Below are 24,361 nucleotides of genomic sequence, written 5' to 3' on the forward strand. Positions count from 1 at the left end.
GAGAGTTAGGAATTTAATTCGAGTCTGACACCATTTAATTCTGCTTGTCGGGCTGCGGGTTTACGCGCAAACTCGCGAAATTCCACGTTTTCTGCCAAGGAGTGCGCCATGACCCAGGCCACCACGGGATCTGCTGTCCGCAGTGAAATCGAAGCACTGGCCGCCCAAGGCCTCTACCAGCCTGAGGCCGAGAAGGACGCCTGTGGCGTGGGCTTCGTGGCGCACATCAAGGGCAACAAGGACCACCGGATCATCGAGCAGGGCCTGAAGATCCTGGAGAACCTGGACCACCGGGGCGCGGTGGGGGCCGACAAGCTGATGGGCGACGGCGCCGGCATCCTGATCCAGATTCCGGACGACTTCTTCCGTGCGGAGATGGCGGCCCAAGGCGTGGAACTGCCGCCGCCTGGCGAATACGGCGTGGGCATGATCTTCCTGCCCAAGGAGCATGCGTCCCGCCTGGCCTGCGAGCAGGAGCTCGAGCGCGCCATCAAGGCCGAAGGCCAGGTGCTGCTGGGCTGGCGCGACGTGCCGGTGGATCAGGACATGCCCATGTCGCCCACCGTGCGCAAGACCGAGCCGATCATCCGCCAGGTCTTCATCGGCCGCGGTCCGGACATCATCGTGCCCGACGCGCTGGAGCGGAAGCTCTACGTCATTCGCAAGACTGCCTCGGCCGCCATCCAGCGCCTGAAGCTGACCCACTCCCGCGAGTACTACGTGCCCAGTATGTCGTGCCGCACCATCATCTACAAGGGCCTGCTGCTGGCCGACCAGGTCGGCAAGTACTACAAGGACCTGCAGGACCCGCGCGCCGTCTCGGCCCTGGCCCTGGTGCACCAGCGCTTCTCCACCAACACCTTCCCCGAGTGGCCGCTGGCCCACCCGTACCGGATGGTGGCCCACAACGGTGAAATCAACACCGTCAAGGGCAACTTCAACTGGATGCGTGCCCGTGAAGGCGTGATGAAGTCGCCGGTGCTGGGCGATGACCTGCCCAAGCTCTACCCGATCAGCTTCGAGGGCCAGTCCGACACCGCCACCTTCGACAACGCGCTCGAGCTGCTGACGATGTCCGGCTACCCGCTGGCCCACGCGGCGATGATGATGATCCCGGAAGCCTGGGAGAACCACGAGCTGATGGACGAGCGCCGTCGCGCCTTCTACGAGTACCACGCCTCGATGATGGAACCCTGGGACGGCCCGGCCGCCATGGTCTTCACCGACGGCAAGCAGATCGGCGCCACGCTGGACCGCAACGGCTTGCGCCCGGCCCGCTACCTGGTCACCGATGACGACCTGGTGGTCATGGCCTCCGAATCCGGCGTGCTGCCCATCCCCGAAAACAAGATCGTCAAGAAGTGGCGTCTGCAACCGGGCAAGATGTTTCTGATCGACCTGGAGCAGGGCCGCATCGTCGACGACGCCGAGCTGAAGAACCAGTACGCCAGCGCCCGCCCCTACCGCCAGTGGATCGACAACGTTCGCGTGCGCCTGGACGATGTGAGCGCGCCCAGCGATGCCGGTCCGTCGGCCTTCAAGGAGTCTCTGCTGGATCGCCAGCAGGCTTTCGGCTACACGCAGGAAGACGTCAAGTTCCTGATGGCGCCCATGGCCATCAACGGCGAAGAAGGCATCGGCTCGATGGGCAACGACAGCCCGCTGGCCGTGCTCTCCGACAAGAACAAGCCGCTCTATAACTACTTCAAGCAGCTGTTCGCCCAGGTCACGAACCCGCCGATCGACCCGATCCGCGAGGCCATCGTGATGTCGCTCAACAGCTTCATCGGCCCGAAGCCCAACCTGCTGGACATCAACGCGGTCAACCCGCCGATGCGGCTGGAGGTGCACCAACCGGTCCTGGACTTCCAGGACATGGCGCGCCTGCGCAGCATCGAGGCCGAGACGCACGGCAAGTTCAAGACCTACGAGGTCAACATCACCTACCCGCTGGCCTGGGGCAAGGCGGGTGTGGAGGCCAAGCTGGCTTCGCTGTGCGCCGAGGCGGTGGACGCCATCCAGAGCGGCCACAACATCCTGATCATCACCGACAAGGCGATGGACCGGGACAACGTCGCGATCCCGGCGCTGCTGGCCCTGTCGGCCATCCACCACCACCTGGTGCGTGAAGGCCTGCGCACCTCGGCCGGTCTGGTCGTGGAGACCGGTTCGGCCCGCGAGGTCCACCACTTCGCGGTGCTGGCCGGCTATGGCGCCGAGGCGGTCCACCCCTATCTGGCGCTGGAATCGCTGATGGCCATGCACGCCGAATTGCCGGGCGATCTGTCGGCCGAGAAGGCGATCTACAACTACATCAAGGCGATCGGCAAGGGTCTCTCGAAGATCATGTCGAAGATGGGCGTGTCGACCTACATGTCCTACTGCGGCGCCCAGCTGTTCGAGGCCATCGGCCTGTCCAAGGACCTGGTCACCAAGTACTTCCGCGGCACCGCCACCCAGGTGGAGGGCATCGGCGTGTTCGAGGTGGCCGAGGAGGCGCTGCGCAACCACCGTGCTGCCTTCGGCACCGACCCGGTGCTGGCCGCCATGCTGGAGACCGGCGGCGAGTACGCCTGGCGCGCCCGTGGCGAAGAGCACATGTGGACGCCGGACGCCATCGCCAAGCTGCAGCACAGCACCCGCTCGGGCAAGTTCGACACCTACAAGGAATACGCTCAGATCATCAACGACCAGAGCAAGCGCCACCTCACGCTGCGCGGCCTGTTCGAGTTCAAGTTCGACCCGGCCAAGGCAATCCCGGTCGACGAGGTCGAACCGGCGGCCGAGATCGTCAAGCGCTTTGCCACCGGCGCCATGTCGCTGGGCTCCATCTCCACAGAGGCCCACAGCACCCTGGCCCTGGCGATGAACCGTATCGGCGGCAAGTCCAACACCGGCGAAGGCGGTGAGGACCCGGCGCGCTACCGCAACGAACTCAAGGGCATTCCCATCACCGCCGGCACCAAGGTGTCGGACGTCGTCGGCAAGGAAGTGATCGAAGCCGACTACGAGATGAAGGACGGCGACAGCCTGCGCTCGAAGATCAAGCAGGTGGCCTCGGGTCGCTTCGGCGTCACCACCGAGTACCTCGTCTCGGCCGACCAGATCCAGATCAAGATGGCCCAGGGCGCCAAGCCGGGCGAGGGTGGCCAGCTGCCGGGCGGCAAGGTGTCCAACTACATCGGCCGTCTGCGCCACTCGGTGCCGGGCGTGGGCCTGATCTCGCCGCCGCCCCACCACGACATCTACTCCATCGAGGATCTGGCCCAGCTGATCCACGACCTGAAGAACGTGAACCCCCGGTCCGGCATCAGCGTCAAGCTGGTGTCCGAGGTGGGGGTGGGCACCATCGCCGCAGGCGTGGCCAAGTGCAAGGCCGACCACATCGTGATTGCCGGCCATGACGGCGGCACGGGTGCCTCGCCGTGGTCGTCGATCAAGCATGCCGGCACCCCCTGGGAGCTGGGCTTGGCCGAGACGCAGCAGACCCTGGTGCTCAACCGCCTGCGCGGCCGCGTGCGGGTGCAGGCCGACGGCCAGATGAAGACCGGCCGCGACGTCGTCATCGGCGCGCTGCTGGGCGCCGACGAGTTCGGCTTCGCCACCGCGCCGCTGGTGGTCGAAGGCTGCATCATGATGCGCAAGTGCCACCTGAACACCTGTCCGGTGGGCGTGGCCACGCAGGATCCGGTTCTGCGCCAGAAGTTCTCGGGCAAGCCCGAGCACGTGGTGAACTACTTCTTCTTCGTCGCGGAAGAAGCGCGTCAGATCATGGCTCAGCTGGGCATCCGCACCTTCGACGAGCTGATCGGCCGCGCCGACCTGCTGGATACCAAGAAGGCGATCACCCACTGGAAGGCCAAGGGCCTGGACTTCAGCCGCGTGTTCCATCAGCCGGTGGTGCCGGCCGACGTGCCGCGCTACCACGTCGATTCCCAGGAGCACGGCCTGGAGAAGGCCCTGGACGTGCGCCTGATCGAGAAGAGCCGCGCGGCCATCGAGAAGGGCGAGAAGGTCCAGTTCATGGACGAGGCGCGCAACGTCAACCGCTCGGTGGGCGCCATGCTCTCGGGCGAGCTGATCCGCCACCGCCCGGACGGCCTGCCGGACCACACCCTGTTCATCCAGCTCGAGGGCACGGGCGGCCAGAGCTTCGGCGCCTTCCTGGCCCCGGGCATCACGCTGTACCTGATCGGCGAGGCCAACGACTACACCGGCAAGGGCCTGTCGGGTGGCCGCGTGGTGGTGCGCCCCAGCATCGAGTTCCGTGGTGACTCCACCAGCAACATCATCGTCGGCAACACCGCGCTGATCGGGGCCACCTCGGGCGAGGCCTTCTTCCGTGGCGTGGCCGGCGAGCGCTTCGGCGTGCGCCTGTCGGGTGCCTCGGCGGTGGTCGAGGGCACGGGCGACCACGGCTGCGAGTACATGACGGGCGGCACCGTGGTCGTGCTGGGCAAGACCGGTCGCAACTTCGCGGCCGGCATGTCCGGCGGCGTGGCCTACGTCTATGACGAGGACGGCCTGTTCGCCAAGCGCTGCAACACCGCGATGGTGGCCCTGGACAAGGTGCTGCCGGCGGCCGAGCAGGAAGCGTCGGTGGATCCGGCCATCTGGCACCGTGGCATGACCGACGAGGCCCTGCTCAAGAAGATGGTCGAGGACCACCACAAGTGGACGGGCTCGCTGCGGGCCCGCCACATCCTGGACCACTGGGCCGAGTCGCGCGCCAAGTTCGTCAAGGTCTTCCCGCACGAGTACAAGCGCGCCCTGGGCGAGATCAACGCCGCCAAGGAGGCCGGCGACGTCCTGGCCAAGGCCAAGGGTGACAAGAAGGCCGAGAAGACGGCCGCCGCCAAGTAACACGCCGGGAACGCGAGGAATCACATCATGGGAAAAGTCACTGGCTTCCTGGAATATGAGCGCCTGGAAGAGGGCTACCAGCCGGTCGAGAAGCGCCTGAAGAACTACAAGGAGTTCGTGATCGGCCTGAAGGCCGACGAGGCCAAGGTGCAGGGCGCGCGCTGCATGGACTGCGGCACGCCTTTCTGCAACAACGGCTGCCCGGTCAACAACATCATCCCGGACTTCAACGACCTGGTCTTCAAGGGGCGCTGGGCCGAGGCCTTCGCGGTGCTGTCCAGCACCAACAACTTCCCCGAGTTCACCGGCCGGATCTGCCCGGCGCCTTGCGAGGCCGCCTGCACGCTGAACATCAACAGCGATGCGGTGGGCATCAAGTCCATCGAGCACGCCATCATCGACCGGGCCTGGGAAGAGGGCTGGGTGTTGCCCCAGCCCCCCGCAGCCAAGACCGGCAAGAAGGTGGCGGTCATCGGCAGCGGACCGGCCGGTCTGGCGGCGGCTCAGCAACTCGCCCGCGTCGGCCACGCGGTGACGGTGTTCGAGAAGAACGACCGCGTCGGTGGCCTGCTGCGCTACGGCATCCCCGACTTCAAGATGGAGAAGTCGCACATCGACCGCCGGGTGGCGCAGATGGAGGCCGAGGGCGTGGTGTTCCGCACCAGCACGCTGGTGGGCGAGATGCCCGCGGACAGCAAGGTCACCAACTGGGCCAAGGACGTGGTGAGCGCCGAGCAGCTGAAGGCCGACTTCGACGCGGTGCTGCTGTGCGGCGGCGCCGAGCAGAGCCGCGACCTGCCGGTGCCCGGGCGTGACCTGGACGGCGTTCACTTCGCGATGGAATTCCTGCCGCAGCAGAACAAGGTCAACGCGGGTGACAAGGTCAAGGGTCAGCTGCGTGCCGATGGCAAGCATGTGATCGTGATCGGTGGCGGTGACACCGGCAGCGACTGCGTGGGCACCAGCAACCGCCACGGTGCGGCCAGCGTGACCCAGTTCGAGCTGATGCCCATGCCGCCCGAGCAGGAGAACAAGCCCCTGGTCTGGCCCTACTGGCCGATCAAGCTGCGCACCAGCTCCAGCCACGAGGAAGGCTGCGCCCGCGAGTTCGCCATCGCGACCAAGGAATTCATCGGCAGCAAGGGCAAGGTCACCGGCCTGAAGACCGTCCATCTCGAATGGAAGGACGGCAAGATGAGCGAGATCCCCGGCACCGAGAAGGAATACAAGGCGGATCTGGTGCTGCTGGCGATGGGCTTCGTCAGTCCGGTGGCCAGCGTGCTGGAGGCCTTCGGAGTGACCAGGGACAGCCGTGGCAACGCCAAGGCCAGCACGGACGAGGGCGGCTACCGCACCAGCGTGGACAAGGTGTTTGCCGCCGGCGACATGCGCCGCGGCCAGTCTCTGGTGGTCTGGGCGATCCGCGAGGGTCGACAGGCCGCGCGGGAGGTGGACACCTTCCTGATGGGCGGTTCGGTGCTGCCGCGCTGATCGCGTTCAATCTCCCGACGGAGGCGACGGCCTCCGTGATCCGGTATCCTACGCATTGACTTCGAGCCCGGTGTGGCTTTGCTGCACCGGGCCTTCTTCTGTGTCAACCAAGGTACCGGCCCCGGTGGGTCGCACTGGCATTTGTCTGACAACCTGATCGAGATCGACCACGTCACCTTCGCCTACGAGGCGGGCGGCAGGACCATCCTGAACGATGTGTCGCTGAGCTTCCCGCGTGGCAAGGTCACCGCCATCCTGGGGGGCTCCGGCTGCGGCAAGACCACGCTGCTGCGCCTGATCGGTGGCATGTTTCCCGTCCTGGCGGGCGAGATCCGCTTCGGTGGCGAGGTGGTGAACGCCCAGGACCGCGCGCAGCTCTACCGCCTGCGCCGTCGCATGGGCCTGCTGTTCCAGTTCGGTGCGCTCTTCACCGACCTGGACGTGTTCGACAACGTGGCCTTTCCGCTGCGCGAGCACACCGACCTGCCCGAGGACATGATCCGCGACATCGTGCTGATGAAACTGCAGGCCGTGGGCCTGCGCGGTGCGGCACGCCTGAAGATCAACGAGATCTCCGGCGGCATGGCCCGACGCATCGCGCTGGCCCGCACCGTCGCACTCGATCCGGAGGTCATCATGTACGACGAGCCCTTCACCGGGCTCGATCCGATCTCGATGGGCGTCACCGCCAATCTGGTGCGACAGCTCAATGACGCCACCGGGGCCACGACGCTGCTGGTCTCGCACGATGTGCAGGAGAGCTTTGCGATCGCCGACCATGTCTACCTGCTGTCCTCGCAGGGGCGGGTGGTGGCCAGCGGCACGCCGGCCGAGCTGAACGCCTCGGACGATCCCGAGGTGCGCCAGTTCATCCGGGGAGAACCCGACGGTCCGGTGCGCTTCCATTACCCGGCCGACCCGCTGGCCCTGGACCTGGGGCTGACCCCATGATCGAACTGCTTCGACGCATTGGCGAGGCCACGCTCAGCTGGGTGCGCTCGCTGGGCCACGCGGCCTACTTCTTTCTCGATCTGCTGCGCCATTCCCCGGCGGCCCTGCGCCGGTTCGGCCTGGTGGTGACCCAGATCCATGCCATCGGCAACCGATCGCTGGCCATCATCTGTGCCTCCGGTGCGGCGGTGGGTTTCGTGCTCGCGCTGCAGCTCTACTACGTGCTCAGCACCTATGGCGCCACCAGTTCCCTGGGGCTGGTGATCAACCTTTCTCTGGTGCGGGAACTGGGGCCGGTGGTGGCCGCTCTGTTGTTCGCCGGGCGGGCCGGCACCTCGCTGACCGCCGAGATCGGCCTGATGAAGGCCGGCGAGCAGCTCTCGGCCATGGAGATGATGGCCGTGGACCCGCGCTCGCGGGTGCTGGCGCCCCGGTTCCTGGGGGGCGTGGTCGCCATGCCCCTGCTGGCGGCATTGTTCTGCGCCATTGGCATCCTCGGCGCTTATGTGGTGGCCGTCTGGCTGATCGGGGTGGACGAGGGCAACTTCTGGTCGGCCATGCAGTCCCAGGTGGACGTTTGGCACGACGTGGGCAACGGCATGGTCAAGGCCGCGGTGTTCGGCGTGATCTGCACCTTCGTGGCGCTGTACCAGGGTTATGAAGCGGTGGCCACGCCCGGGGGCGTGTCCTATGCGACGACCCGGGGGGTGGTGATTTCCTCCCTGCTGGTGCTGGCCACGGACTTCGTGCTGACCGCACTGATGTTCCGGACGCATTGAACTGCGGTCCGACGACGAGAGAAACGAGATGAACAAGAAGAGTACAGAGATCCTGGTGGGCCTGTTCGTGGTGCTGGGTGCGCTGGCGCTGGTCTTCCTGGCCATGAAGGCGGCCAACCTGACCAGCTTCACCGGCAGCGGGGATGGCTATGTGGTGCAGGCCCGTTTCGACAACATCGGCGGCCTCAAGCCGCGGGCGCCGGTGCGTTCGGCCGGTGTGGATGTGGGCCGGGTGCGTTCGATCACGCTGGATCCTCAGACCTACCAGGGGGTGGTCACGATGGAACTGCGCAAGGATGTCCAGTTCCCCAAGGATTCCTCGGCCAAGATCCTGACTTCGGGCCTGCTGGGCGACCAGTACGTCGGCATCGAGCCGGGCGCGGACGAGAAGAACCTGGCCGCGGGCGATGTGATCAAGCAGACCCAGTCGGCCCTGGTGCTGGAGAACCTCATCGGTCAACTGCTGTTCAGCAAGGCCGCCGATGCCGGGACGGCCGCTTCGGGAGGCGAGAAATGATGCTGCGCACAGGCACGCTCTTGCTGGCCGCCTGGCTGCCGGCGGCAGCCGTCTGGGCGGACGAGGCGACGCCGCCGGAGGCGGCCGCTTCGGTGACCGCCGCGGCCTCGGCACCGGAGGACGAGACCGATGAGCCGGCCGTGAATCCGCGCGACCCTTACGAGCCGCTCAACCGCAAGGTGTTCGAGTTCAACGACAAGCTCGACGCCAACGTCCTCAAGCCGGTGGCCGAAACCTACCAGAAGGTGGTGCCGAGCATGGTCCGCAGCGGGGTGTCGAACGTTCTGGGGAACCTGGGCGATGTCTGGTCGGCCGTGAACCAGCTGCTGCAGGGCAAGGTTGGCAATGCGGGGGAGATGACCTTCCGCGTGCTCACCAACACGGTGTTCGGCATCGGGGGGCTGATGGATCCTGCCACCGAGCTGGGCATGGAGCGCCGCAGCGAGGACTTCGGTCAGACCCTGGGGCGTTGGGGCGTGCCGCCCGGGCCCTATGTGGTTCTGCCACTGCTGGGCTCCTCGACCGCGCGCGACACCGCCGCCACGCCGGTGGACATGTACGCATCGCTGGACACCCAGCTCACCAGCGGAACTTCGGCCACGCTCGGCGTGTCTGTCCTGAAGGTGGTCAACACCCGGGCCAATCTGCTGGGGGCCAGCCAGCTGTTGGATCAGATCGCGCTGGACCGCTACAGCTTCATCCGCGACGCCTACCTGGCCCGCCGCCGCAGCCAGGTCTACGACGGCAACCCGCCGGACGATGACGACACCCCCTGACGACAATTTGTCACATGGGGCCGGTGCACGCTCACCCCGCCGTCAACGTTGAAGAACCACACGGGCCCGATGCCCGACCGACAAGAGAAGGAGCGCCATCCATGACGTCCTATACGCCGCTGTTCCCCCGTACCGCCATCGTGCTGACCATCGCGACCGCCTCGGCGGTGCTGCCCACCCTGCACGCCGAAACCCTGGCCCCGGATGTGATGATCCGCCAGCTGTCGACCGAGGTGATCGATGCGGTCAAGGGTGACAAGGCCATCCAGGCCGGTGACATCGGCCGCATCAACGCCCTGGTCGATGCCAAGGTGATGCCGGTGGTCGACTTCCAGCGCATGACGGCTTCGGCCGTGGGGCGCTACTGGCGCACCGCCACCCCTGACCAGAAGAAGCGCCTGCAGGACGAGTTCAAGACCCTGCTGGTGCGCACCTATGCCGGTGCCCTGTCGCAGGTGCGCGACCAGACCGTGGCCCTCAAGCCCCTGCGCGCAGCGCCCACCGACACCGAGGTGGTCGTGCGCACCGAGATCCGCGGCCGCGGAGACCCCATCCAGCTGGACTACCGCCTCGAGAAGAACGGCGACAGCTGGCGCATCTATGACGTGAACGTACTCGGGGTGTGGCTGGTCGAGCAGTACAAGAACAGCTTCGCCCAGGAGATCAATGCCAGCGGCATCGATGGTCTGATCGGCAAGCTGGTCGAGAAGAACAAGGCCGCTCCGGCCAAGGGCTGACATGCTGCGCCTGCCCGCCCAGATCACGCTGTCCGAGGCCCGCCAGGTCCGGGATACCCTGTTGTCGCAGATCCATGCCGAGACCGGTGCCGAACTGGTGCTCGACGCCAGTGCACTGACGCAGGTCGATTCCGCCACGCTGGCCGTGCTGCTGGCCTGCCGGCGGCAGGCCCCGGAGCGACGCTGGGTGGTGCAGGGCGCACCGGCCCAGTTGGGAGATCTGGCCCGTCTCTACGGGGTGGAGAGCCTGCTGGGCTTGCAAGCCCAGCCGGCTCAATCCTCGACGGTGTAACGCCGCAGCCGCAGGTTGCGCTTGATCTCCTGCAGCGTGGGCCGCAGGGCCTGGCCCAGGCGCAGCGCCACGCCGGTGGTCAGGATGTCGACGATGGTCAGGTGCAGCAGGCGAGAGACCATCGGGCTGTAGCGGTCGTAATCCTCGGGATGGTCGGCCGCCAGCACGGTCTGGCCGTGGGATTGGGCGAGGGTGGCCAGGGGCGAGCCGCTGGCCGTGATGACGATCAGCGTGGCGCCCTTGCGCAGGACCACCTCCACCACCTCGATCAGGTCTCGGCTGCGGCCGGAGTTGCTGATCGCCACCACGCAGTCGCCAGGCCTGAGCATGGTGGCGCTCATCAGCTGCACATGGCCATCGCTCTGGGCCGTGGCGTTGACACCCAGGCGGAAGAACTTGTGCTGGGCGTCCTGGGCCACGATGCCTGAGTTGCCCATGCCGTAGAACTCCAGCCGGCGCTGACGGCGCACGGTATCGGTCAGGGCATCGATGGCCTTCTCGCAGGCGGCCGGCGCCGCCGCGTTGCGGTACTTGAGCAGCGCGCTGACCGCGTTGTCGACCACCTTGATGATCAGCTCGGCGGCGCGGTCGTCCTCGTCCACCGCGCGGTGGACGAAAGGCACGCCCTCGTTGACCACGCCCGCCAGCTTGAGCTTGAAATCCGCCAGGCCGTCGTAGCCCACGCTGCGGCAGAAGCGCACGACGGTGGGCTTGCTCACCTCGGCGCGCTCGGCCAGCGCGCTCACCGGCAGCGAGGCGAAGCTGCGCGGATCCTTCAGCAGCAGGGCGGCCACGCGCTGTTCGGCCGGCGGCAGGGCGGGCAGCGAGGCCCGGATTCGGTCAAGCATGGTTCTGGCAGCGTGGGGTGCACGCCGAGGTGAGCGTTCAGCCCCCTATTGTTCCTCGGCCCAGGCGAAGCCGTCCCGCGCCACCAGGGCGCTGGCGGCCGCCGGGCCCCAACTGCCGGCCGCGTAGGTGCGCAGGCCGGTGGCGTCGCGGGACCAGGCGTCCAGGATGGGCTCCACCCAGCGCCAGGCCTGCTCTTGCTCGTCGCTGCGCACGAAGAGGTTGAGCCGGCCGGCGATGGCATCCAGCAGCAGGCGTTCATAGGCACCCACCCGCTCGCTGGGGAAGGCGCGGTCGAAGTCGAGGTCCAGCTGGACGGGAGAGAGCTGGTCGCTGGGCCCGCTGCCCTTGGCCGCCATCAGGTGCAGCTCCAGGCCGTCCTCGGGCTGCAGCTTGATCACCAGCTTGTTGGGCAGGGAGGCCGTTGGGAAGATGGGGTGCGGCACCTCGCGGAAGTTGATCACGATCTGTGCGTCGCGCGCAGCCAGCCTCTTGCCGGTACGCAGGTAGAAGGGGACACCGGCCCAGCGCCAGTTCTGCACCTCGGTGCGCAGGGCCACGAAGGTTTCGCAGCTGCTGCCGGGGGGGACTTTCACCTCGTCCAGGTAGCCTGGCACCGCCTGCCCCCCGACGCTGCCGGCCTTGTACTGGCCCCGCAGCACGTCGCGCGCCACGCTCTCCGGGGTGAAGGGCTTGAGGGATTTCAGCACCTTGAGCTTCTCGTCGCGGATCGCGTCGGCGTCGTTGGTGGACGGCGGCTCCATCGCGATCATCGTCAGCAGCTGCAGGGCATGGTTCTGCACCATGTCGCGCAGCGCGCCCGTCTTGTCGTAGAAGTCGCCCCGCGTGCCCACGCCGATGGACTCGGCAAGGGTGATCTGGATGTTGGCGATGCTCTCGCGCCGCCACAGCGGCTCGAACAGGGCGTTGGCAAAGCGCAAGGCCATCAGGTTCTGCACCGAAGGCTTGCCCAGGTAATGGTCGATGCGGAAGGCCTGGCGTTCACTGAACACCGAGCGCACCACGCGGTTGATCTCCCGGGCACTCGCCAGGTCGTGGCCCAGGGGCTTTTCCAGCACCACCCGCACCTGGGGGCCGTTCAGGCCCGCGGCTCCCAATTGCTCACAGATCACCGGGAAGAGGTAGGGGCTGGTGGCCAGGTAAAGCACCACCGTGTCGGCGCCTCGGGTGTCGAGCCATTCCTTCAGGCCGGCGTAGTCCTCCGGGTGGGACAGGTCCATGCGCCGGTAGTGCAGCAGGGCGGCGAAGCGGGCGAATTCCTCGTCGCTGGGGCGCTTGGAGCTCTCGACCTCGGCAAAGCGGTCATGGATGAACTCCCGGTAGGCCTCGTCGCTGCGGTCGTCCCGGGCCACGGCCAGGATGCGGCCGCCCTCGGGCAGCTTGCCGTGCCGGAAGGCCTGGAAGAGGGCGGGCATCAGCTTGCGCCAGGTGAGGTCGCCGGTGCCGCCGAAGAAGACCAGGTCGAAGGACATGCTGTCGGCCGGTAATTTTGTTACTTCAAAAGATCATGCATGACTTGGTCAGGAGGGTCAAATGCGCGGCAGGCCGGGGGCCTCTTGGCGAGGCCCTTGGAAAAACGTCCTAGGGAGCGTCACCAAGTCGGGTTCTAATCGGGCCGTGGCACTTTCCTTGCACGTCTTTTGCGCACCATGAATCAGCTCGAACAACTCAAGGCCTACACCACCGTGGTGGCCGACACCGGTAACTTCAAGCAAATGGCGCAGTACGCGCCGCGCGACGCCACCACCAATCCGTCCCTGATCCTGAAGGCGGTACAGCAGGCCGAGTACGCACCCCTGCTGAGTGAGGCCGTGGCCGCGCACAAGGGTCGTCCGCTGGACGAGGTGGTGGACCGGGTGCTGGTGCGCTTCGGCCTGGAAATCCTGAAGGTGGTGCCCGGACGCGTTTCCACCGAGGTGGATGCCCGCCTGTCCTTCGACACGGCCGCCACCATCGCCCGCGCCCAGCGCTTGATCGCCATGTACGAGGCGGCGGGCATCGGCCGCGACCGCGTGCTGATCAAGATCGCCTCCACCTGGGAAGGCATCCAGGCGGCGCGTGCGCTGGAGCAGCAGGGCATCCGCTGCAACCTCACCTTGCTGTTCAGCTTCTGCCAGGCGGTGGCCTGCGGGGATGCCGGCGTGCGGCTGATCAGCCCCTTCGTCGGCCGTATCTACGACTGGTACAAGAAGCAGGCGGGTGCATCCTGGGACGAGGCGGGCATGGCCGGTGCCAACGACCCGGGCGTGCGCTCGGTGGCCAAGATCTTCCACTACTACAAGAAGTACGGCATCGCCACCGAGGTGATGGGCGCGAGCTTCCGCAACGTCGGGCAGATCCTGGCGCTGGCGGGTTGCGATCTGCTGACCATCAGCCCCGATCTGCTGACCCAGCTGCAGTCTGCCGAGGAGCCGGTGACCCGGGCCCTCTCGCCGCAGTCCGAGGCGGCGGAGGTGCCCCATGGCTGTACCTTCAACGAGGCCCGCTTCCGTTGGGCTCTCAACGAGGATGCCATGGCCACTGAAAAGCTGGCCGAGGGCATCCGCCTCTTCGCCGCCGATGCGGTGAAGCTCGATGCGCTGATCCAGGGGAGCTGAGATGCCGGCGCCCCGCTGTGACGAGACCGCCGCCTGGACGGCCCTGAGCCGCCACTTCGAGGACAGCGGCCGCTCGCTGGACCTGCGCCAGGCCTTTGCCAGCGAGCCGCACCGCTTCGAGCGCTTCTGCATCGAGGCACCGGAGGTGTTCGCCGACCTCTCCAAGAACCGCTGGAGCGAGGCCACCCGCGCCCTGCTGCTGACCCTGGCCCAGGAATGTCAGCTGGCCGAGCGGCGGGATGCGATGCTGCGCGGCGAGCCGATCAACACCAGCGAGGGGCGAGCCGTGCTGCACACCGCGCTGCGTGCACCGCAAGGGGCCGGTCCGCACAGCGACACCGTGCACGACATGCTCGACCGCTTCCTGGCCTATGCCGAGCAGGTGCGCGACACCGCCAGCAGCGGCTTCACCGACGTGGTCAACATCGGCATCGGCGGTTCCGACCTGGGCCCGCAGATGGCCGTGCCGGCGCTGGACGCCTGGTGCCACCCGGGCCTGCGCCTGCATTTCGTCTCCAACGTCGACGGGCATGACATCACCCCGGTGCTGCGTCGGCTGGACCCGGCCCGCACGCTCTTCATCGTCGCCTCCAAGACCTTCACCACCCAGGAGACCATGGCCAATGCACAGGTGGCCCGGGCCTGGTTCCTGGCGCAGGGGGGCACCGACCTGGGCCGGCACTTCGTGGGGGTGACGACCAACCTGGACGCCGCCGCCGAGTTCGGCATCCACCGCACCTTCGGCTTCTGGGACTGGGTCGGGGGGCGCTTCTCGCTGTGGAGCGCCATCGGCCTGCCCATCGCCATCGCCATCGGGGCCGAGAACTTCCGGGCCCTGCTGGCCGGCGCCCACGCGATGGACCGCCACTTCGCCGAGGCTCCGCTGGCCCAGAACCTGCCCGTGCAATTGGGGCTGCTGGACGTCTGGTACCGCAACTTCCTCGGCTTCAGCAGCCGCTCGGTCGCGCCCTATCACCAGGGCCTGCGCAGGCTGCCAGCCTACCTGCAGCAGCTGGAGATGGAGTCCAACGGCAAGCAGGTGGACGCCCTGGGCCGCCCCCTGACGGTGGCCACCAGCCCCGTGGTCTGGGGCGAGCCGGGCACCAACGGCCAGCATGCCTACTTTCAGATGCTGCACCAGGGTACGGACGTGGTGCCGGTGGAGTTCATCGCGGTCAAGCGGCCCACGCACGAGCACACCGACCTGCACACCAAGCTGCTGGCCAACTGCCTGGCCCAGAGCCAGGCCCTGATGCTGGGCAAGACGGCCGCCCAGGCCGCCACCGAGCGGGCGCCGACCGCCTCGCCCGACCTGGACCCGCAGGTGCTGGCGCAGCAGCGCAGCTTCCCTGGCAACCGGCCCAGCACCACGCTGCTGCTGGACGAGCTGACGCCCCGCGCCCTGGGGGCCCTGATCGCCTTGTACGAGCACCGCGTCTTCACCAGCGGCGCGCTGTGGGGCGTCAACAGCTTCGACCAATGGGGCGTTGAACTCGGCAAGGCCTTGTGCAACCAGCTGCTGCCGCGCTTGGCCAGCGGCGATGTCCAGGGTCTGGACGGCTCGACGGCCGGCTTGCTGCAGCGCTTGCGGGACTGATCTCCCCAAGCGGGTATCACAGGAGGAACCATGGATGTGCTGCTGACAAGACCGACGGCCCGAGCCGGCCTGAAGCTCCTGCTGGGCTTGGCCATGGCATTGGCGGTGGGACTGGCCATGGCCAGCGAAAAGCGTGGCGTCGGCCTGAAGGATCGCAACGGTGCATCCCAGTTGCAGGCCCTCAAGGTGAGCTGGTACTACACCTGGACCCCGCAGCCGATGGCCGATCCCGTGTCCGCCAAGTTCGTGCCCATGGTGTGGGGGGGGCGCTGGCTCGACAGCCAGATCTCTGCGCTGCAAGGCAAGCCTGTGGCGCCCGAGCTGCTGGCGCTCAATGAGCCCGATCAGGTCGGACAGTCCAACATGTCGGTCCAGGACGCTGTAGCGGCCTGGCCGGTCCTCAGTCAGTTGGGTACCCGGATCAGCTCACCCGCCACGTCTGCCCCCCTGGGGGGCTGGGCGTTGAGTTTTGAAAGGAGCGCCAAGGCGTCCAATCTGCGCACGGACTTTGTCGCCATTCACATCTATGGTCCTCCGGATCCTCAGAAGTTTTTGCAGCGATTGGACGCGGCTTACAAGCACTACCGCAAGCCGATCTGGATCACCGAGTTTGCTGTGGCCGACTGGAGTGCCCGCGAAGCGGGTACCAACCGTTACTCCGAGGAGCAAGTGATGGCCTTCATGAAGGTGGTGATTCCCGAGCTGGAGAAGCGCTCCTATGTGGAGCGCTATGCTTGGTTTGGTGCGGGGCGTGGGAGTGGCAAGGAGGCGGTACGCACTTCGCGACTGGTGGACAGTCGTGGTGCACTCACCCCCCTCGGACGCCTGTATGCCAGCTTCTGAACGGGTTCACGCAGGGCCACTTCGCCCGCACCTGATCTTCGACTTCGGCGGGGTGCTGTTCCGCTGGAGGCCGGCCGATCTGCTGGCCCGGGTGCTTCCTCAGCACATCCATTCGGGTGAAGAGGCCGAACACTGGAAGCGACAGTTTTTCCAGGCCTACCAAGGGGACTGGGGGGCCTTCGACAGCGGCCTGATCAGTGCTGAGGAATGTCGCGATCGCATTGCGGCTCGCACCGGTCTGAGCCGGCAGGAGGTGCAGGCGGTGATCGAGGCGGTGCCTGCGGAGCTGATGCCGCAGCAGGAGACCGTGGCCATCCTGCGGGCCCTCAAGACCGCGGGGCATCGGCTGTTCTTCCTCTCGAACATGCCGGAGCCCTATGCCCGCCACCTGGAGCAGCACCACGACTTCCTCGCCTGGTTCGAGGACGGGGTGTTCTCGGCCCGGGTGAAGACCGGCAAGCCGGGGCTGGACATCTTCCGTCTGGCGCTGGCCCGCTTCGGCGTGGCGGCCCAGGAGGCCCTGTTCATCGATGACCATGTGGAGAACATCCAGGCTGCCGCCCAGCTCGGGCTGCCGGCACTGCACTTCACGTCTGCGGCGCGTCTGGCGCTGGACCTGAAGGGCAAGGGGTTCAGTCTGCCTGGCGTGTCCGTGCCCGACGCCACTGCCGAGTCGAACTGAAGCCGGCCAGATCGGCGGCCCGATCCCGGCTCATCCCGCTGCCATGGGCCTCGCGGGCCAGGGCCAGACGCACCTGCTCGACGTGCTGGCGGGGCGACACGCCGGCATGCTGCTGGAACAGGCGCGTCAGATGGCGCGGGGTGACATGGGCCACCGACGCCATGCGCTCCAGGCTCCAGTCCTCGCCCGGCGCCTCGACCACCGCGTTCTGCACGGCATGAACGGCCGGGTGCAGGTGCCGCCGTCCCGCCAGCAGCGGCGAGCGCTCCGGGTCCTGCTGGCCCCGGCGGTGGAACACCACCATCACCTGTGCCACCGCCGAAGCCGGTCCTTCGCCAAGCACTTCGGCAACCAGGTGCAGGGCCAGGTCGATGCCTGCGGTGACGCCTGCGCTGCTCCAGACCGGCCCATCCTGCACGAAGACGCGGTTGCCCTGCACCTTGCAGCCCGGCGCCAGCCGGGCCAGTTCGTCCAGCAGCTCATGGTGGGTCGTGGCCTCGCGGTGCGCCAGCAGGCCGGCGTCGGCCGCCAGCAGGGCGCCTGAGCAGACGGTCAGCAGTCGGCATGGGCTCGGGTTGGCCTGCAGCAGCGGCGCCAGGGTCAGGTTCAGCCAGTCCCGCGCCGACAGCCAGGCCGGCTCGGGACGGATCACCTTCGATGCCTCACCGGGGCGTCCCAGCAGCCAGACCCAGCTGTCAGGGGGCAGTGCAGCGGGCAGGGGCATCAGCCCTGCCAGGGGCAGGCCCACCGAACTGAGGGTTTCTGGTTCCGGGCTGATGAAATGCAGCGCGAAGGCCGGCGGCAGGCCCCGCCGGGCCAGGTGCTGGTTGGCCAGGCGGAAGGCTTCCGCTGGCCCGGCCAGGTCCAGCAGCAAGGTGTCGGGCAGCACCAGGAACCAGAGGTTCACCGGGCCGGCGGGCAGTCTCATTCGGTCGGATCCCATGGGTAGTCCAGCTGGCGGGCGGTGCGTTGCGCCAGTTCCACGCCGGCGCATCGTCGCACCAGGTGCAGGCTCAGGTCCAGGCCTGCCGCGATGCCGGCGGAGCTGAGCACCCGGCCGGTGTCCACCCAGCGCCTGTCCGGTCGCAGCCGCAGTTGCGGGTGCCGCCGGCCCAGGGCCTCCAGATCCTCCCAGTGGGTGGTGGCTTCGGCGTTCCGCAGCAGGCCGGCATCGGCCAGCAGGAAGGCGCCCGTGCAGATGGAGGCCACCCGGCCGGCGTCGCGGCCGAGGCGGGCCAGCGTGGCGAGGAAGACCGGGTCCTGCTGCAGCCGGTCCACCACACCGCCGGGCACGATCAGCAGATCGGGCGCTGCCGCATCGTGCAGGGCCAGATCCGGCTGCAGACCCAGGCCGGCCCGGGCCCGCACGGGCCGGCCATCGGGGGAGGCCGTGCGCAGACGGAAGGGCGGAACGGGCATGTGGGCGGCGTCAGCCGAGGGCGCATCACGCCGGGCCAGCCGGTTGGCCGTGGTGAACACCTCGTAGGGGCCCGCGAAGTCCAGCAGTTCGACCTCGTCGAACATCAGCAGCAGGACGTCGGTGGGGCGGTCGCCGGGCTTCATGTCGCCTGCGCCACGGCAGTGGCCCGCTCCAGGGCCTGCGCGATGGTACAGACGGTGGCGAAGCGGCCGGCCAGCACGGTCTCGGTTCGCTCGCGCAGTTGCGCGGCGGTCACCACGTTGCCGGCGGGGCTCACCATGTCGAAGGTCAGGGTGGCTTCCGTCACGTAGTCCACCTCCCAGCCCTCGTCGCTGGCGTGGCGGGTGGTCGTCTCGCAGCATTGCTCGGTGCGGATGCCGGCCACGATCAGCCGACGCAGTCCCTGTTCACGCAGCCAGTCGCCCAGCCCCGTGCCGACCAGGGCGCTGTGGCGGTGCTTCTCCACCACCCGCGCGGCGTCGAAGGCGGGCAGGCCGGGCAGGGGACGCACCAGGCCGCTGGCGTGCGCGAAAGGGTTGTCGGCCCGGTCGGGGCCATCGGTGTGGAAGACCTGGACGATGGGCAGTCCGGCGGCCTGTGCGCCGGTCAGCAGGCGGGTGGTGGCGTCCAGGTAGGCCGGCAGCTCGGCGCGGGACCAGTAGGGCCGGGCGGTGAAGGAGGCCTGGACATCGATGAGCAGCACGGCGGTGTCAGGAGAGGACATGAAGATCACCTTGAATGAGAAACGGTGATCGGCATCTTGCCCAGAGCCAGCGGTGTTCCACAGGCCGTGTCGGGACATCATGCGGTCATTTCAGGACATCGAGGCCGCCGGCGCTTCCTCGCCGCGGCGGGGGAGCCGCCGGCAAAACTCTGCGGTGATGTCACCGTTGTTTCCGCCTTTGTGCAAATGGTTTCTCTCCCACCATGGCGGCAGGCGCAGTGAGACAGGTCCGGAGGTCGGGCCGGCTGTCGCCCACAAGGGAGTTCACATGTCTGTTTCTGCCGTCAGCAGTGGCGCTGTGGATTGGTCGTCCGGCAGTGCGGCCAATACCGCCAAGCAATTCCACCAACTGGGCAAGGCCCTGCGCCAGGGGGATCTGGACGCCGCCAAGGATGCTTACAAGGACATCCTGAAGAACCCGCCGCCCAACGCCACCTGGAATCCCGATGGCGCGTTTGCGCAGGTCGGCAAGGCCCTGGCCCAGGGCGACGTCCAGGGGGCCAAGGCGATTGCCGCCGACGCGATCAAGGAGCTGCGCTCCGGCCAACGGCCGCTGCCGCCGGTGAGCGACCCGGTGCCGCCGGGCGCCGAAAGCATGGCCACCACAGCCGGTTCCGTCGACGTGATGGCCTGAGGCTGAGGGCGGATCGACTCACTCGGCGCTGGCCATCCAGCGCTCGGTGAGCCGCACCCACAGCGCGGCGCCCTGAGGGATCAGCGCGTCGTTGAAGTCGTAGTGCGGGTTGTGCAGCGTGCACGGCCCGATCTGCCGCGCCGACCCGTCGTGGGGGGCGCGGTGCTCGCCGCTGCCGTTGCCGATCATGAAGTAGGCCCCGGGCTTCTTCTCGAGGAAGAAGCTGAAGTCCTCGGCCGTCATGGCCGGCTCCATCTCCAGCGTGCGGTCCGGGCCGGCCACCTCGCGCATCACGTCGCGCAGGAAGGTCACCTCGCGGTCGTGGTTGATGGTGGGCGGGTAGTTGCGGTGGAAATGGAACTCGGCCGTCGCACCGAAGGCGGCGGCGGTGTGCTCGGCGATCTCGCCCATGCGGCGCTCGATCAGGTCCAGCACACCGGTCGAGAAGGTGCGCACCGTGCCTTGGATCTCGCAGTGGTCGGGCACCACGTTGGACGCCTCGCCGGTGTGGATCATCGTCACCGAGATCACGGCGGTGTCCAGCGGCTTCTTGTTGCGCGTCACGATGGTCTGGAAGGCCTGCACCATCTGGCAGGCCACCGGCACCGGGTCGATGCCCAGATGCGGCAGGGCGGCGTGGGCCCCCTTGCCGCGGATCACGATGCGGAACTCGTTGCTGGAGGCCATGATCGGCCCCTTGCAGACGGCGAAATGGCCACTGGGGATGCCCGGCCAATTGTGCAGACCGAAGATGGCCTCCATCGGGAAGCGCTCGAACAGGCCATCGGCGATCATCTCGCGGGCGCCGCCGCCGCCCTCCTCGGCCGGTTGAAAGACGAAATAGACCGCGCCGTCAAAGCGACCGTGCTGGGACAGGTGGCGGGCCGCCGCCAGCAGCATGGTGGTGTGGCCGTCGTGGCCGCAGGCGTGCATCTTGCCCGGGTGCCGGCTGGCATGGGCGAAGGTGTTGTGCTCGGTGATGGGCAGGGCATCCATGTCGGCCCGCAGACCCAGCGTGCGCGTGCTGCTGCCGCGTCGCAGGATGCCCACCACCCCGGTGCGGCCCAGCCCCCGGTGCACCTCGATGCCCCAGCTCTCCAGCTGCCGTGCCACCAGTTCGGCCGTGCGATGCTCCTCGAAGCAGAGCTCGGGGTGGGCGTGGATGTCACGTCGCAGCGCGACGAAGTCGTCCGCCTGCGCTTGGAGGTCAGCCAGCAGGGTCATGCGAATCTCCGGGTCGGGTCGAGGATCTTAGCCGCGCGCCCCTCAGGTGCGCACGCCGCCATCCCCAGTGAGCATGGTGACTTCCACGAAATGGGACCCGACATGGTCCCGGGCGCTGAAGCTCAGGGGGAAGCCCCCCATTTGCAGGGAGCCCAGCCCCTCCAGGCTGCTGATCAGGCCGTCTCGCCCGCGGCCCCCGCGGTTGAGGCCGTCCACCAGCACCCGCGCAGCGATGTAGCCCTCCAGGCTGGTGTAGTTGGGTTTGAGCTTGGGGTCGGCCGCCTTGAGGGCGGCAAGGTAATCGCGCACGACGCCGCTGGTGGTGGAGAAGGGACTGGGCACCACCTGGGTGACCATCACCCCCAGGGCTTCGCGGCCCAGGGCATCGGACAGGGCCTGCGTGCCGACGAAGGACACGTTGAAGAAGGTGCCGCCGTAGCCGGCCTGGCGGGCGGCGCGGATGAACGCCGCACAACTGGTGTAGGCGCTGATCAGCACGATGGCGTCGGGGCGGGCGGCCACCAGGGCCTTGACCGCAGCGGCCACATCGCTGCTGTTGCGCTCCACTGTGCCCACCGCCAGCGGCGTCAGCTGACGCTGCTGCAGGGCCTTGGTCACCCCGTCCAGGCCGGCCTGACCGTAGCTGTCGTTCTGCCGGAACACGCCGATCTTCTTCAGGCCCAGCTGGGTGAGGTGCTTGACGATGAGCGCCGTCTCGTCCTCGTAGGAGGCGCGGATGTGGAAGACGTTGCGGTTGAAGGGCACCCGCAGGCCCATCGCGCCGGTCAGCGGGGCGATCAGCGGCACCTTGGCGGCGGTCACCAGGGGCAGGGCGGCCAGGGTGGTGGGCGTGCCCACATAGCCGAACAGGGCGAACACGTCCTCGGCCAGGAATCGCTCGGTGTTGGCGCGGCAGCGGTCCGGCTCGTAGCCGTCATCCAATGCCTTGAGCTCGATCTGTGCACCGCCCACGCCTCCGTTGGCGTTGACCCGGTCGAAGACCAGGCGCGCACCGCGGTTGAACTGCAGGCCCAGCTGGGCGGCGGGTCCGGTGAGTGCGGCCGACTGACCCAGCACGATGCGGCCCTCCCGGGCCTGGGCGCGCGCACCAAGGGGCAGGGTGGCGGCCAGCCCCAGCGCGGCACTGTGTTGAAGAAGGGTACGGCGTTTGACTGCGTGCATGAACTTCCCTGAACGTGATGCCCCACAGGGGCTGACCGATTGTTGCAAAAGGTCAGGCTTTCTTGGCGGGCCGGGGGACTGGCAAGCGCGGCCTTGTGTGACCGGCTGTGACATCATGCCGGGATGACCCCGACCCGTGATCCCTCGGCCACCACGCGTGTGATCCACGCGGCCTGCCCCCATGACTGCCCCGACACCTGCGCCATCCGCGTGACGGTCGAGGGCGAGCGCCTGATCCGCCTGCAAGGCGAACCCGATCACCCCACCACCCACGGGGCCTTGTGCACCAAGGTGTCCCGCTACGCCGAGCGCAACAGCCACCCCGAGCGGGTGCTGCAGCCGCTGCGCCGCGTCGGGCCCAAGGGTTCCGGGCAGTTCGAACCGGTGGGCTGGGACGAGGCCCTGGACGACATCGCTGCGCGCCTGAAGGCCATCGCCGCGCGTGACCCGCAGGCCATCCTGCCCTACAGCTATGCGGGCACCATGGGCTTCGTGCAGGGCGAGGCCATGGCCGGCCGCTTCTTCCACCGTCTCGGGGCCTCGCAGCTCAACCGCACCATCTGCGCCGAAGCCGGCGCCACCGGGCTGGCACTGACCTACGGCGCCACCGTGGGCATGCACCTGGAACACTTCGCCGAGAGTCGCCTCATCCTGATCTGGGGCAGCAACTCCATCGCCTCCAATCTGCACTTCTGGACCTATGCCCAGGCGGCCAAGCGGGCCGGCGCCAAGCTGATCGCCATCGATCCGCGCCGCACCGAGACGGCCGAGAAGTGCCACCAGCACATCGCCCTGCGGCCCGGCACCGACAGCGCCCTGGCCCTGGGCCTGATGCACGAACTCGTGGTGAACGACTGGCTGGACCACGACTACCTGACTCAGCACGTGGAAGGCTGGCCCGAGCTGCGCGAACGCGCGCTGCGGTGGCCTCCGGAGCGCGCGGCCGAGGTCTGCGGCATCAGCGCCGACGAGGTCCGCGGCCTGGCGCGCGATTACGGCACCACGGCCCCGGCGGCCATCCGTCTGAACTACGGCATGCAGCGGGTGGCTGGCGGTGGCAATGCCGCCCGGCTGATCGCGCTGCTGCCCTGTCTGGTGGGGGCCTGGCGCCACCGGGCCGGGGGCCTGCTGCTGTCCGCCTCCGGCTGGAACAAGCCCTTCCGCAACCGGGCGCTGGAGCGCCCGGACCTGCTGGCCGGCCGCCAGCCGCGCAGCATCAACATGAGCACCATCGGCGACGATCTGCTGCGCGAGGCCTCGCCCGCCTTCGGGCCGAGGATCGAGGCACTGATCGTCTACAACAGCAACCCGGTGGCGGTGGCGCCCGAGTCGGCCAAGGTGGTGGCGGGCTTCCGCCGCGAGGACCTGTTCACCGTGGTGCTGGAGCACTTCCTGACCGACACCGCGGACCACGCCGACTACGTGCTGCCCGCCACCACCCAGCTGGAACACTGGGACGTGCACGCCAGCTACGGCCACACCTACCTGCTGATCAACGAGCCGGCGCTGCCGCCGGCCGGGCAGGCCCGCTCCAACGCCGAGATCTTCCGCCAGCTGGCCGCGCGCATGGGCTTTGACGAACCCTGCTTCCAGGACGACGACCTGAGCCTGGCGCGCCAGGCCTTCGAGGTGGACTTCGACGAGCTGCGCCGCGTGGGCTGGCTCAAGCTGCCGGTGCCCGAGGCGCCGTTCGCCGAGGGGCGCTTCTTCACCGCCAGCGGCAAGGCCCGCGCCTGCGCACCCTGCCTGCCGCTGCCCGACCACGTGCCCAACCATGAGAGCGCCGAGCGCGACCCGGCCCTGGCGCAGCGCTACCCACTGGCCATGATCTCGCCGCCGTCCCGCAACTTCCTCAACTCCACCTTCGTCAACGTCAAGAGCCTGCGGGACATCGAAGGCGAGCCGCTGCTGGAGATCTGCGATGCCGATGCCCAGGCCCGCGGTCTGGTCGACGGCCAGCCGGTGCGGGTCTTCAATGACCGGGGCGAGTACCACTGCGTGGCCCGTGTCAGCCCGCGCGCCCGTCCGGGCGTGGTCAACGGCCTGGGCGTGTGGTGGCGCAAGCTGGGCCGCAACGGCACCAACGTCAACCAACTGACCCACCAGCGCCTGACCGACCTGGGCGAGGCCCCCTGCTTCTACGACTGCCTGGTGGAGGTGGCGCCCCTGTGAGGGAGGCCTGGAG

Annotated in this window: 21 protein-coding genes; 14 read left to right on the forward strand and 7 right to left on the reverse strand. The window is 68.0% G+C overall.

Translation table 11 applies throughout. The features are described from left to right. Positions 1-108 precede the first annotated feature (108 nt). The 8 genes from LRM40_RS03925 (at position 109) to LRM40_RS03960 (ending at position 10,406) form a co-directional block, all read left to right on the forward strand. Positions 109-4,863 (forward strand): glutamate synthase-related protein, encoded by a 4,755-nt coding sequence (locus LRM40_RS03925; RefSeq protein ID WP_151122726.1) that lies wholly within the window; start codon positions 109-111, stop codon positions 4,861-4,863. Positions 4,864-4,890: 27 nt separating this feature from the next. Next, entirely contained in the window at positions 4,891-6,354 is a 1,464-nt protein-coding gene (locus LRM40_RS03930) for a glutamate synthase subunit beta (RefSeq protein WP_151122728.1), read from the forward strand. A gap of 141 nt (positions 6,355-6,495) precedes the next feature. Next, the gene (locus LRM40_RS03935; protein WP_231067714.1) at positions 6,496-7,305 is read left to right on the forward strand and encodes an ABC transporter ATP-binding protein; all 810 of its coding nucleotides are present in this window, start codon (positions 6,496-6,498) and stop codon (positions 7,303-7,305) included. Then, positions 7,302-8,084 (forward strand): lipid asymmetry maintenance ABC transporter permease subunit MlaE, encoded by a 783-nt coding sequence (gene mlaE, locus LRM40_RS03940; protein ID WP_151122730.1) that lies wholly within the window; start codon positions 7,302-7,304, stop codon positions 8,082-8,084. The genes LRM40_RS03935 and mlaE overlap by 4 nt, the downstream gene beginning before the upstream one ends. A 28-nt stretch (positions 8,085-8,112) precedes the next feature. Beyond that, positions 8,113-8,601, forward strand: coding sequence for an outer membrane lipid asymmetry maintenance protein MlaD (gene mlaD, locus LRM40_RS03945; protein WP_151122732.1), 489 nt, complete (start codon positions 8,113-8,115; stop codon positions 8,599-8,601). Continuing rightward, complete coding sequence (locus tag LRM40_RS03950; protein ID WP_231067715.1) at positions 8,598-9,377, forward strand: MlaA family lipoprotein; 780 nt, start codon at positions 8,598-8,600, stop codon at positions 9,375-9,377. Before mlaD ends, LRM40_RS03950 begins: the two co-directional genes overlap by 4 nt. Positions 9,378-9,478: 101 nt before the next feature. Next, positions 9,479-10,114, forward strand: a complete 636-nt coding sequence (locus tag LRM40_RS03955; protein WP_231067716.1) for an MlaC/ttg2D family ABC transporter substrate-binding protein — start codon at positions 9,479-9,481, stop codon at positions 10,112-10,114. A 1-nt stretch (position 10,115) separates the two neighbouring features. Beyond that, positions 10,116-10,406: an STAS domain-containing protein gene (locus LRM40_RS03960; RefSeq protein WP_151122736.1), complete on the forward strand. Its 291-nt coding sequence runs from the start codon at positions 10,116-10,118 to the stop codon at positions 10,404-10,406. Here LRM40_RS03960 and LRM40_RS03965 read toward each other — a convergent pair. Continuing rightward, positions 10,388-11,254: a MurR/RpiR family transcriptional regulator gene (locus LRM40_RS03965; RefSeq protein ID WP_151122738.1), complete on the reverse strand. Its 867-nt coding sequence runs from the start codon at positions 11,252-11,254 to the stop codon at positions 10,388-10,390. The two genes, LRM40_RS03960 and LRM40_RS03965, sit on opposite strands and share 19 nt — an antisense overlap. Positions 11,255-11,299: 45 nt before the next feature. Further along, positions 11,300-12,745 carry a glucose-6-phosphate dehydrogenase gene (zwf, locus tag LRM40_RS03970; RefSeq protein ID WP_151122740.1) on the reverse strand — a complete coding sequence of 482 codons (1,446 nt, stop codon included), beginning with the start codon at positions 12,743-12,745 and terminating at the stop codon, positions 11,300-11,302. Between the two features lie 177 nt (positions 12,746-12,922). Between zwf and tal the strand changes: the two genes are divergently transcribed. The 4 genes from tal to LRM40_RS03990 are packed head-to-tail and all read left to right on the forward strand — an operon-like array spanning position 12,923 to position 16,992. Beyond that, the gene (gene tal, locus LRM40_RS03975) at positions 12,923-13,870 is read left to right on the forward strand and encodes a transaldolase (protein WP_151122742.1); all 948 of its coding nucleotides are present in this window, start codon (positions 12,923-12,925) and stop codon (positions 13,868-13,870) included. Position 13,871: 1 nt separating this feature from the next. Then, the gene (gene pgi / locus LRM40_RS03980) at positions 13,872-15,467 is read left to right on the forward strand and encodes a glucose-6-phosphate isomerase (protein ID WP_151122744.1); all 1,596 of its coding nucleotides are present in this window, start codon (positions 13,872-13,874) and stop codon (positions 15,465-15,467) included. Positions 15,468-15,497: 30 nt separating this feature from the next. Beyond that, the gene (locus LRM40_RS03985; RefSeq protein ID WP_151122746.1) at positions 15,498-16,310 is read left to right on the forward strand and encodes a glycoside hydrolase family protein; all 813 of its coding nucleotides are present in this window, start codon (positions 15,498-15,500) and stop codon (positions 16,308-16,310) included. After that, positions 16,297-16,992 (forward strand): HAD family hydrolase, encoded by a 696-nt coding sequence (locus LRM40_RS03990; RefSeq protein WP_151122748.1) that lies wholly within the window; start codon positions 16,297-16,299, stop codon positions 16,990-16,992. The genes LRM40_RS03985 and LRM40_RS03990 overlap by 14 nt, the downstream gene beginning before the upstream one ends. Here LRM40_RS03990 and LRM40_RS03995 read toward each other — a convergent pair. From LRM40_RS03995 to LRM40_RS04005, 3 genes are read right to left on the reverse strand one after another with little or no spacing between them, the layout of a single operon-like run. Further along, positions 16,943-17,920, reverse strand: coding sequence for a GlxA family transcriptional regulator (locus LRM40_RS03995; protein WP_151122750.1), 978 nt, complete (start codon positions 17,918-17,920; stop codon positions 16,943-16,945). The genes LRM40_RS03990 and LRM40_RS03995 overlap by 50 nt on opposite strands. Beyond that, the gene (locus LRM40_RS04000) at positions 17,917-18,555 is read right to left on the reverse strand and encodes a GlxA family transcriptional regulator (protein ID WP_151122751.1); all 639 of its coding nucleotides are present in this window, start codon (positions 18,553-18,555) and stop codon (positions 17,917-17,919) included. Before LRM40_RS04000 ends, LRM40_RS03995 begins: the two co-directional genes overlap by 4 nt. Then, positions 18,552-19,136: an isochorismatase family protein gene (locus LRM40_RS04005; RefSeq protein WP_151122753.1), complete on the reverse strand. Its 585-nt coding sequence runs from the start codon at positions 19,134-19,136 to the stop codon at positions 18,552-18,554. Before LRM40_RS04005 ends, LRM40_RS04000 begins: the two co-directional genes overlap by 4 nt. 268 nt (positions 19,137-19,404) lie before the next feature. Between LRM40_RS04005 and LRM40_RS04010 the strand changes: the two genes are divergently transcribed. After that, positions 19,405-19,770, forward strand: coding sequence for a hypothetical protein (locus LRM40_RS04010; RefSeq protein ID WP_151122755.1), 366 nt, complete (start codon positions 19,405-19,407; stop codon positions 19,768-19,770). Between the two features lie 18 nt (positions 19,771-19,788). Here the strand turns inward: LRM40_RS04010 and LRM40_RS04015 are convergent, their stop codons facing one another. After that, the gene (locus LRM40_RS04015; protein ID WP_151122757.1) at positions 19,789-20,994 is read right to left on the reverse strand and encodes a M20 aminoacylase family protein; all 1,206 of its coding nucleotides are present in this window, start codon (positions 20,992-20,994) and stop codon (positions 19,789-19,791) included. A gap of 42 nt (positions 20,995-21,036) precedes the next feature. Further along, positions 21,037-22,176, reverse strand: coding sequence for an ABC transporter substrate-binding protein (locus tag LRM40_RS04020; RefSeq protein WP_151122759.1), 1,140 nt, complete (start codon positions 22,174-22,176; stop codon positions 21,037-21,039). A 123-nt stretch (positions 22,177-22,299) separates the two neighbouring features. Between LRM40_RS04020 and LRM40_RS04025 the strand changes: the two genes are divergently transcribed. Next, on the forward strand, positions 22,300-24,348 hold the full coding sequence (locus LRM40_RS04025; RefSeq protein WP_151122761.1) for a molybdopterin-containing oxidoreductase family protein: 2,049 nt from the start codon (positions 22,300-22,302) through the stop codon (positions 24,346-24,348). The last annotated feature ends 13 nt before the right edge of the window (positions 24,349-24,361 follow it).

The sequence above is a fragment of the Ideonella dechloratans genome (assembly GCF_021049305.1).
Classification (GTDB): domain Bacteria; phylum Pseudomonadota; class Gammaproteobacteria; order Burkholderiales; family Burkholderiaceae_C; genus Ideonella; species Ideonella dechloratans.

What these genes read in the sequence shown, in the direction of transcription:
- LRM40_RS03995 (WP_151122750.1), bottom strand. Translation starts at nt 17,920, where the DNA reads ATGAGACTGCCCGCCGGCCCGGTGAACCTCTGGTTCCTGGTGCTGCCC.
- LRM40_RS03985 (WP_151122746.1), top strand. Translation starts at nt 15,498, where the DNA reads ATGGATGTGCTGCTGACAAGACCGACGGCCCGAGCCGGCCTGAAGCTC.
- mlaD (WP_151122732.1), top strand. Translation starts at nt 8,113, where the DNA reads ATGAACAAGAAGAGTACAGAGATCCTGGTGGGCCTGTTCGTGGTGCTG.
- LRM40_RS04010 (WP_151122755.1), top strand. Translation starts at nt 19,405, where the DNA reads ATGTCTGTTTCTGCCGTCAGCAGTGGCGCTGTGGATTGGTCGTCCGGC.
- LRM40_RS03925 (WP_151122726.1), top strand. Translation starts at nt 109, where the DNA reads ATGACCCAGGCCACCACGGGATCTGCTGTCCGCAGTGAAATCGAAGCA.
- LRM40_RS03960 (WP_151122736.1), top strand. Translation starts at nt 10,116, where the DNA reads ATGCTGCGCCTGCCCGCCCAGATCACGCTGTCCGAGGCCCGCCAGGTC.
- LRM40_RS04020 (WP_151122759.1), bottom strand. Translation starts at nt 22,176, where the DNA reads ATGCACGCAGTCAAACGCCGTACCCTTCTTCAACACAGTGCCGCGCTG.
- tal (WP_151122742.1), top strand. Translation starts at nt 12,923, where the DNA reads ATGAATCAGCTCGAACAACTCAAGGCCTACACCACCGTGGTGGCCGAC.
- LRM40_RS03955 (WP_231067716.1), top strand. Translation starts at nt 9,479, where the DNA reads ATGACGTCCTATACGCCGCTGTTCCCCCGTACCGCCATCGTGCTGACC.
- LRM40_RS03950 (WP_231067715.1), top strand. Translation starts at nt 8,598, where the DNA reads ATGATGCTGCGCACAGGCACGCTCTTGCTGGCCGCCTGGCTGCCGGCG.
- pgi (WP_151122744.1), top strand. Translation starts at nt 13,872, where the DNA reads ATGCCGGCGCCCCGCTGTGACGAGACCGCCGCCTGGACGGCCCTGAGC.
- LRM40_RS03930 (WP_151122728.1), top strand. Translation starts at nt 4,891, where the DNA reads ATGGGAAAAGTCACTGGCTTCCTGGAATATGAGCGCCTGGAAGAGGGC.
- LRM40_RS04005 (WP_151122753.1), bottom strand. Translation starts at nt 19,136, where the DNA reads ATGTCCTCTCCTGACACCGCCGTGCTGCTCATCGATGTCCAGGCCTCC.
- LRM40_RS03990 (WP_151122748.1), top strand. Translation starts at nt 16,297, where the DNA reads ATGCCAGCTTCTGAACGGGTTCACGCAGGGCCACTTCGCCCGCACCTG.
- LRM40_RS03965 (WP_151122738.1), bottom strand. Translation starts at nt 11,254, where the DNA reads ATGCTTGACCGAATCCGGGCCTCGCTGCCCGCCCTGCCGCCGGCCGAA.
- LRM40_RS04000 (WP_151122751.1), bottom strand. Translation starts at nt 18,555, where the DNA reads ATGAAGCCCGGCGACCGCCCCACCGACGTCCTGCTGCTGATGTTCGAC.
- mlaE (WP_151122730.1), top strand. Translation starts at nt 7,302, where the DNA reads ATGATCGAACTGCTTCGACGCATTGGCGAGGCCACGCTCAGCTGGGTG.
- LRM40_RS04025 (WP_151122761.1), top strand. Translation starts at nt 22,300, where the DNA reads ATGACCCCGACCCGTGATCCCTCGGCCACCACGCGTGTGATCCACGCG.
- zwf (WP_151122740.1), bottom strand. Translation starts at nt 12,745, where the DNA reads ATGTCCTTCGACCTGGTCTTCTTCGGCGGCACCGGCGACCTCACCTGG.
- LRM40_RS04015 (WP_151122757.1), bottom strand. Translation starts at nt 20,994, where the DNA reads ATGACCCTGCTGGCTGACCTCCAAGCGCAGGCGGACGACTTCGTCGCG.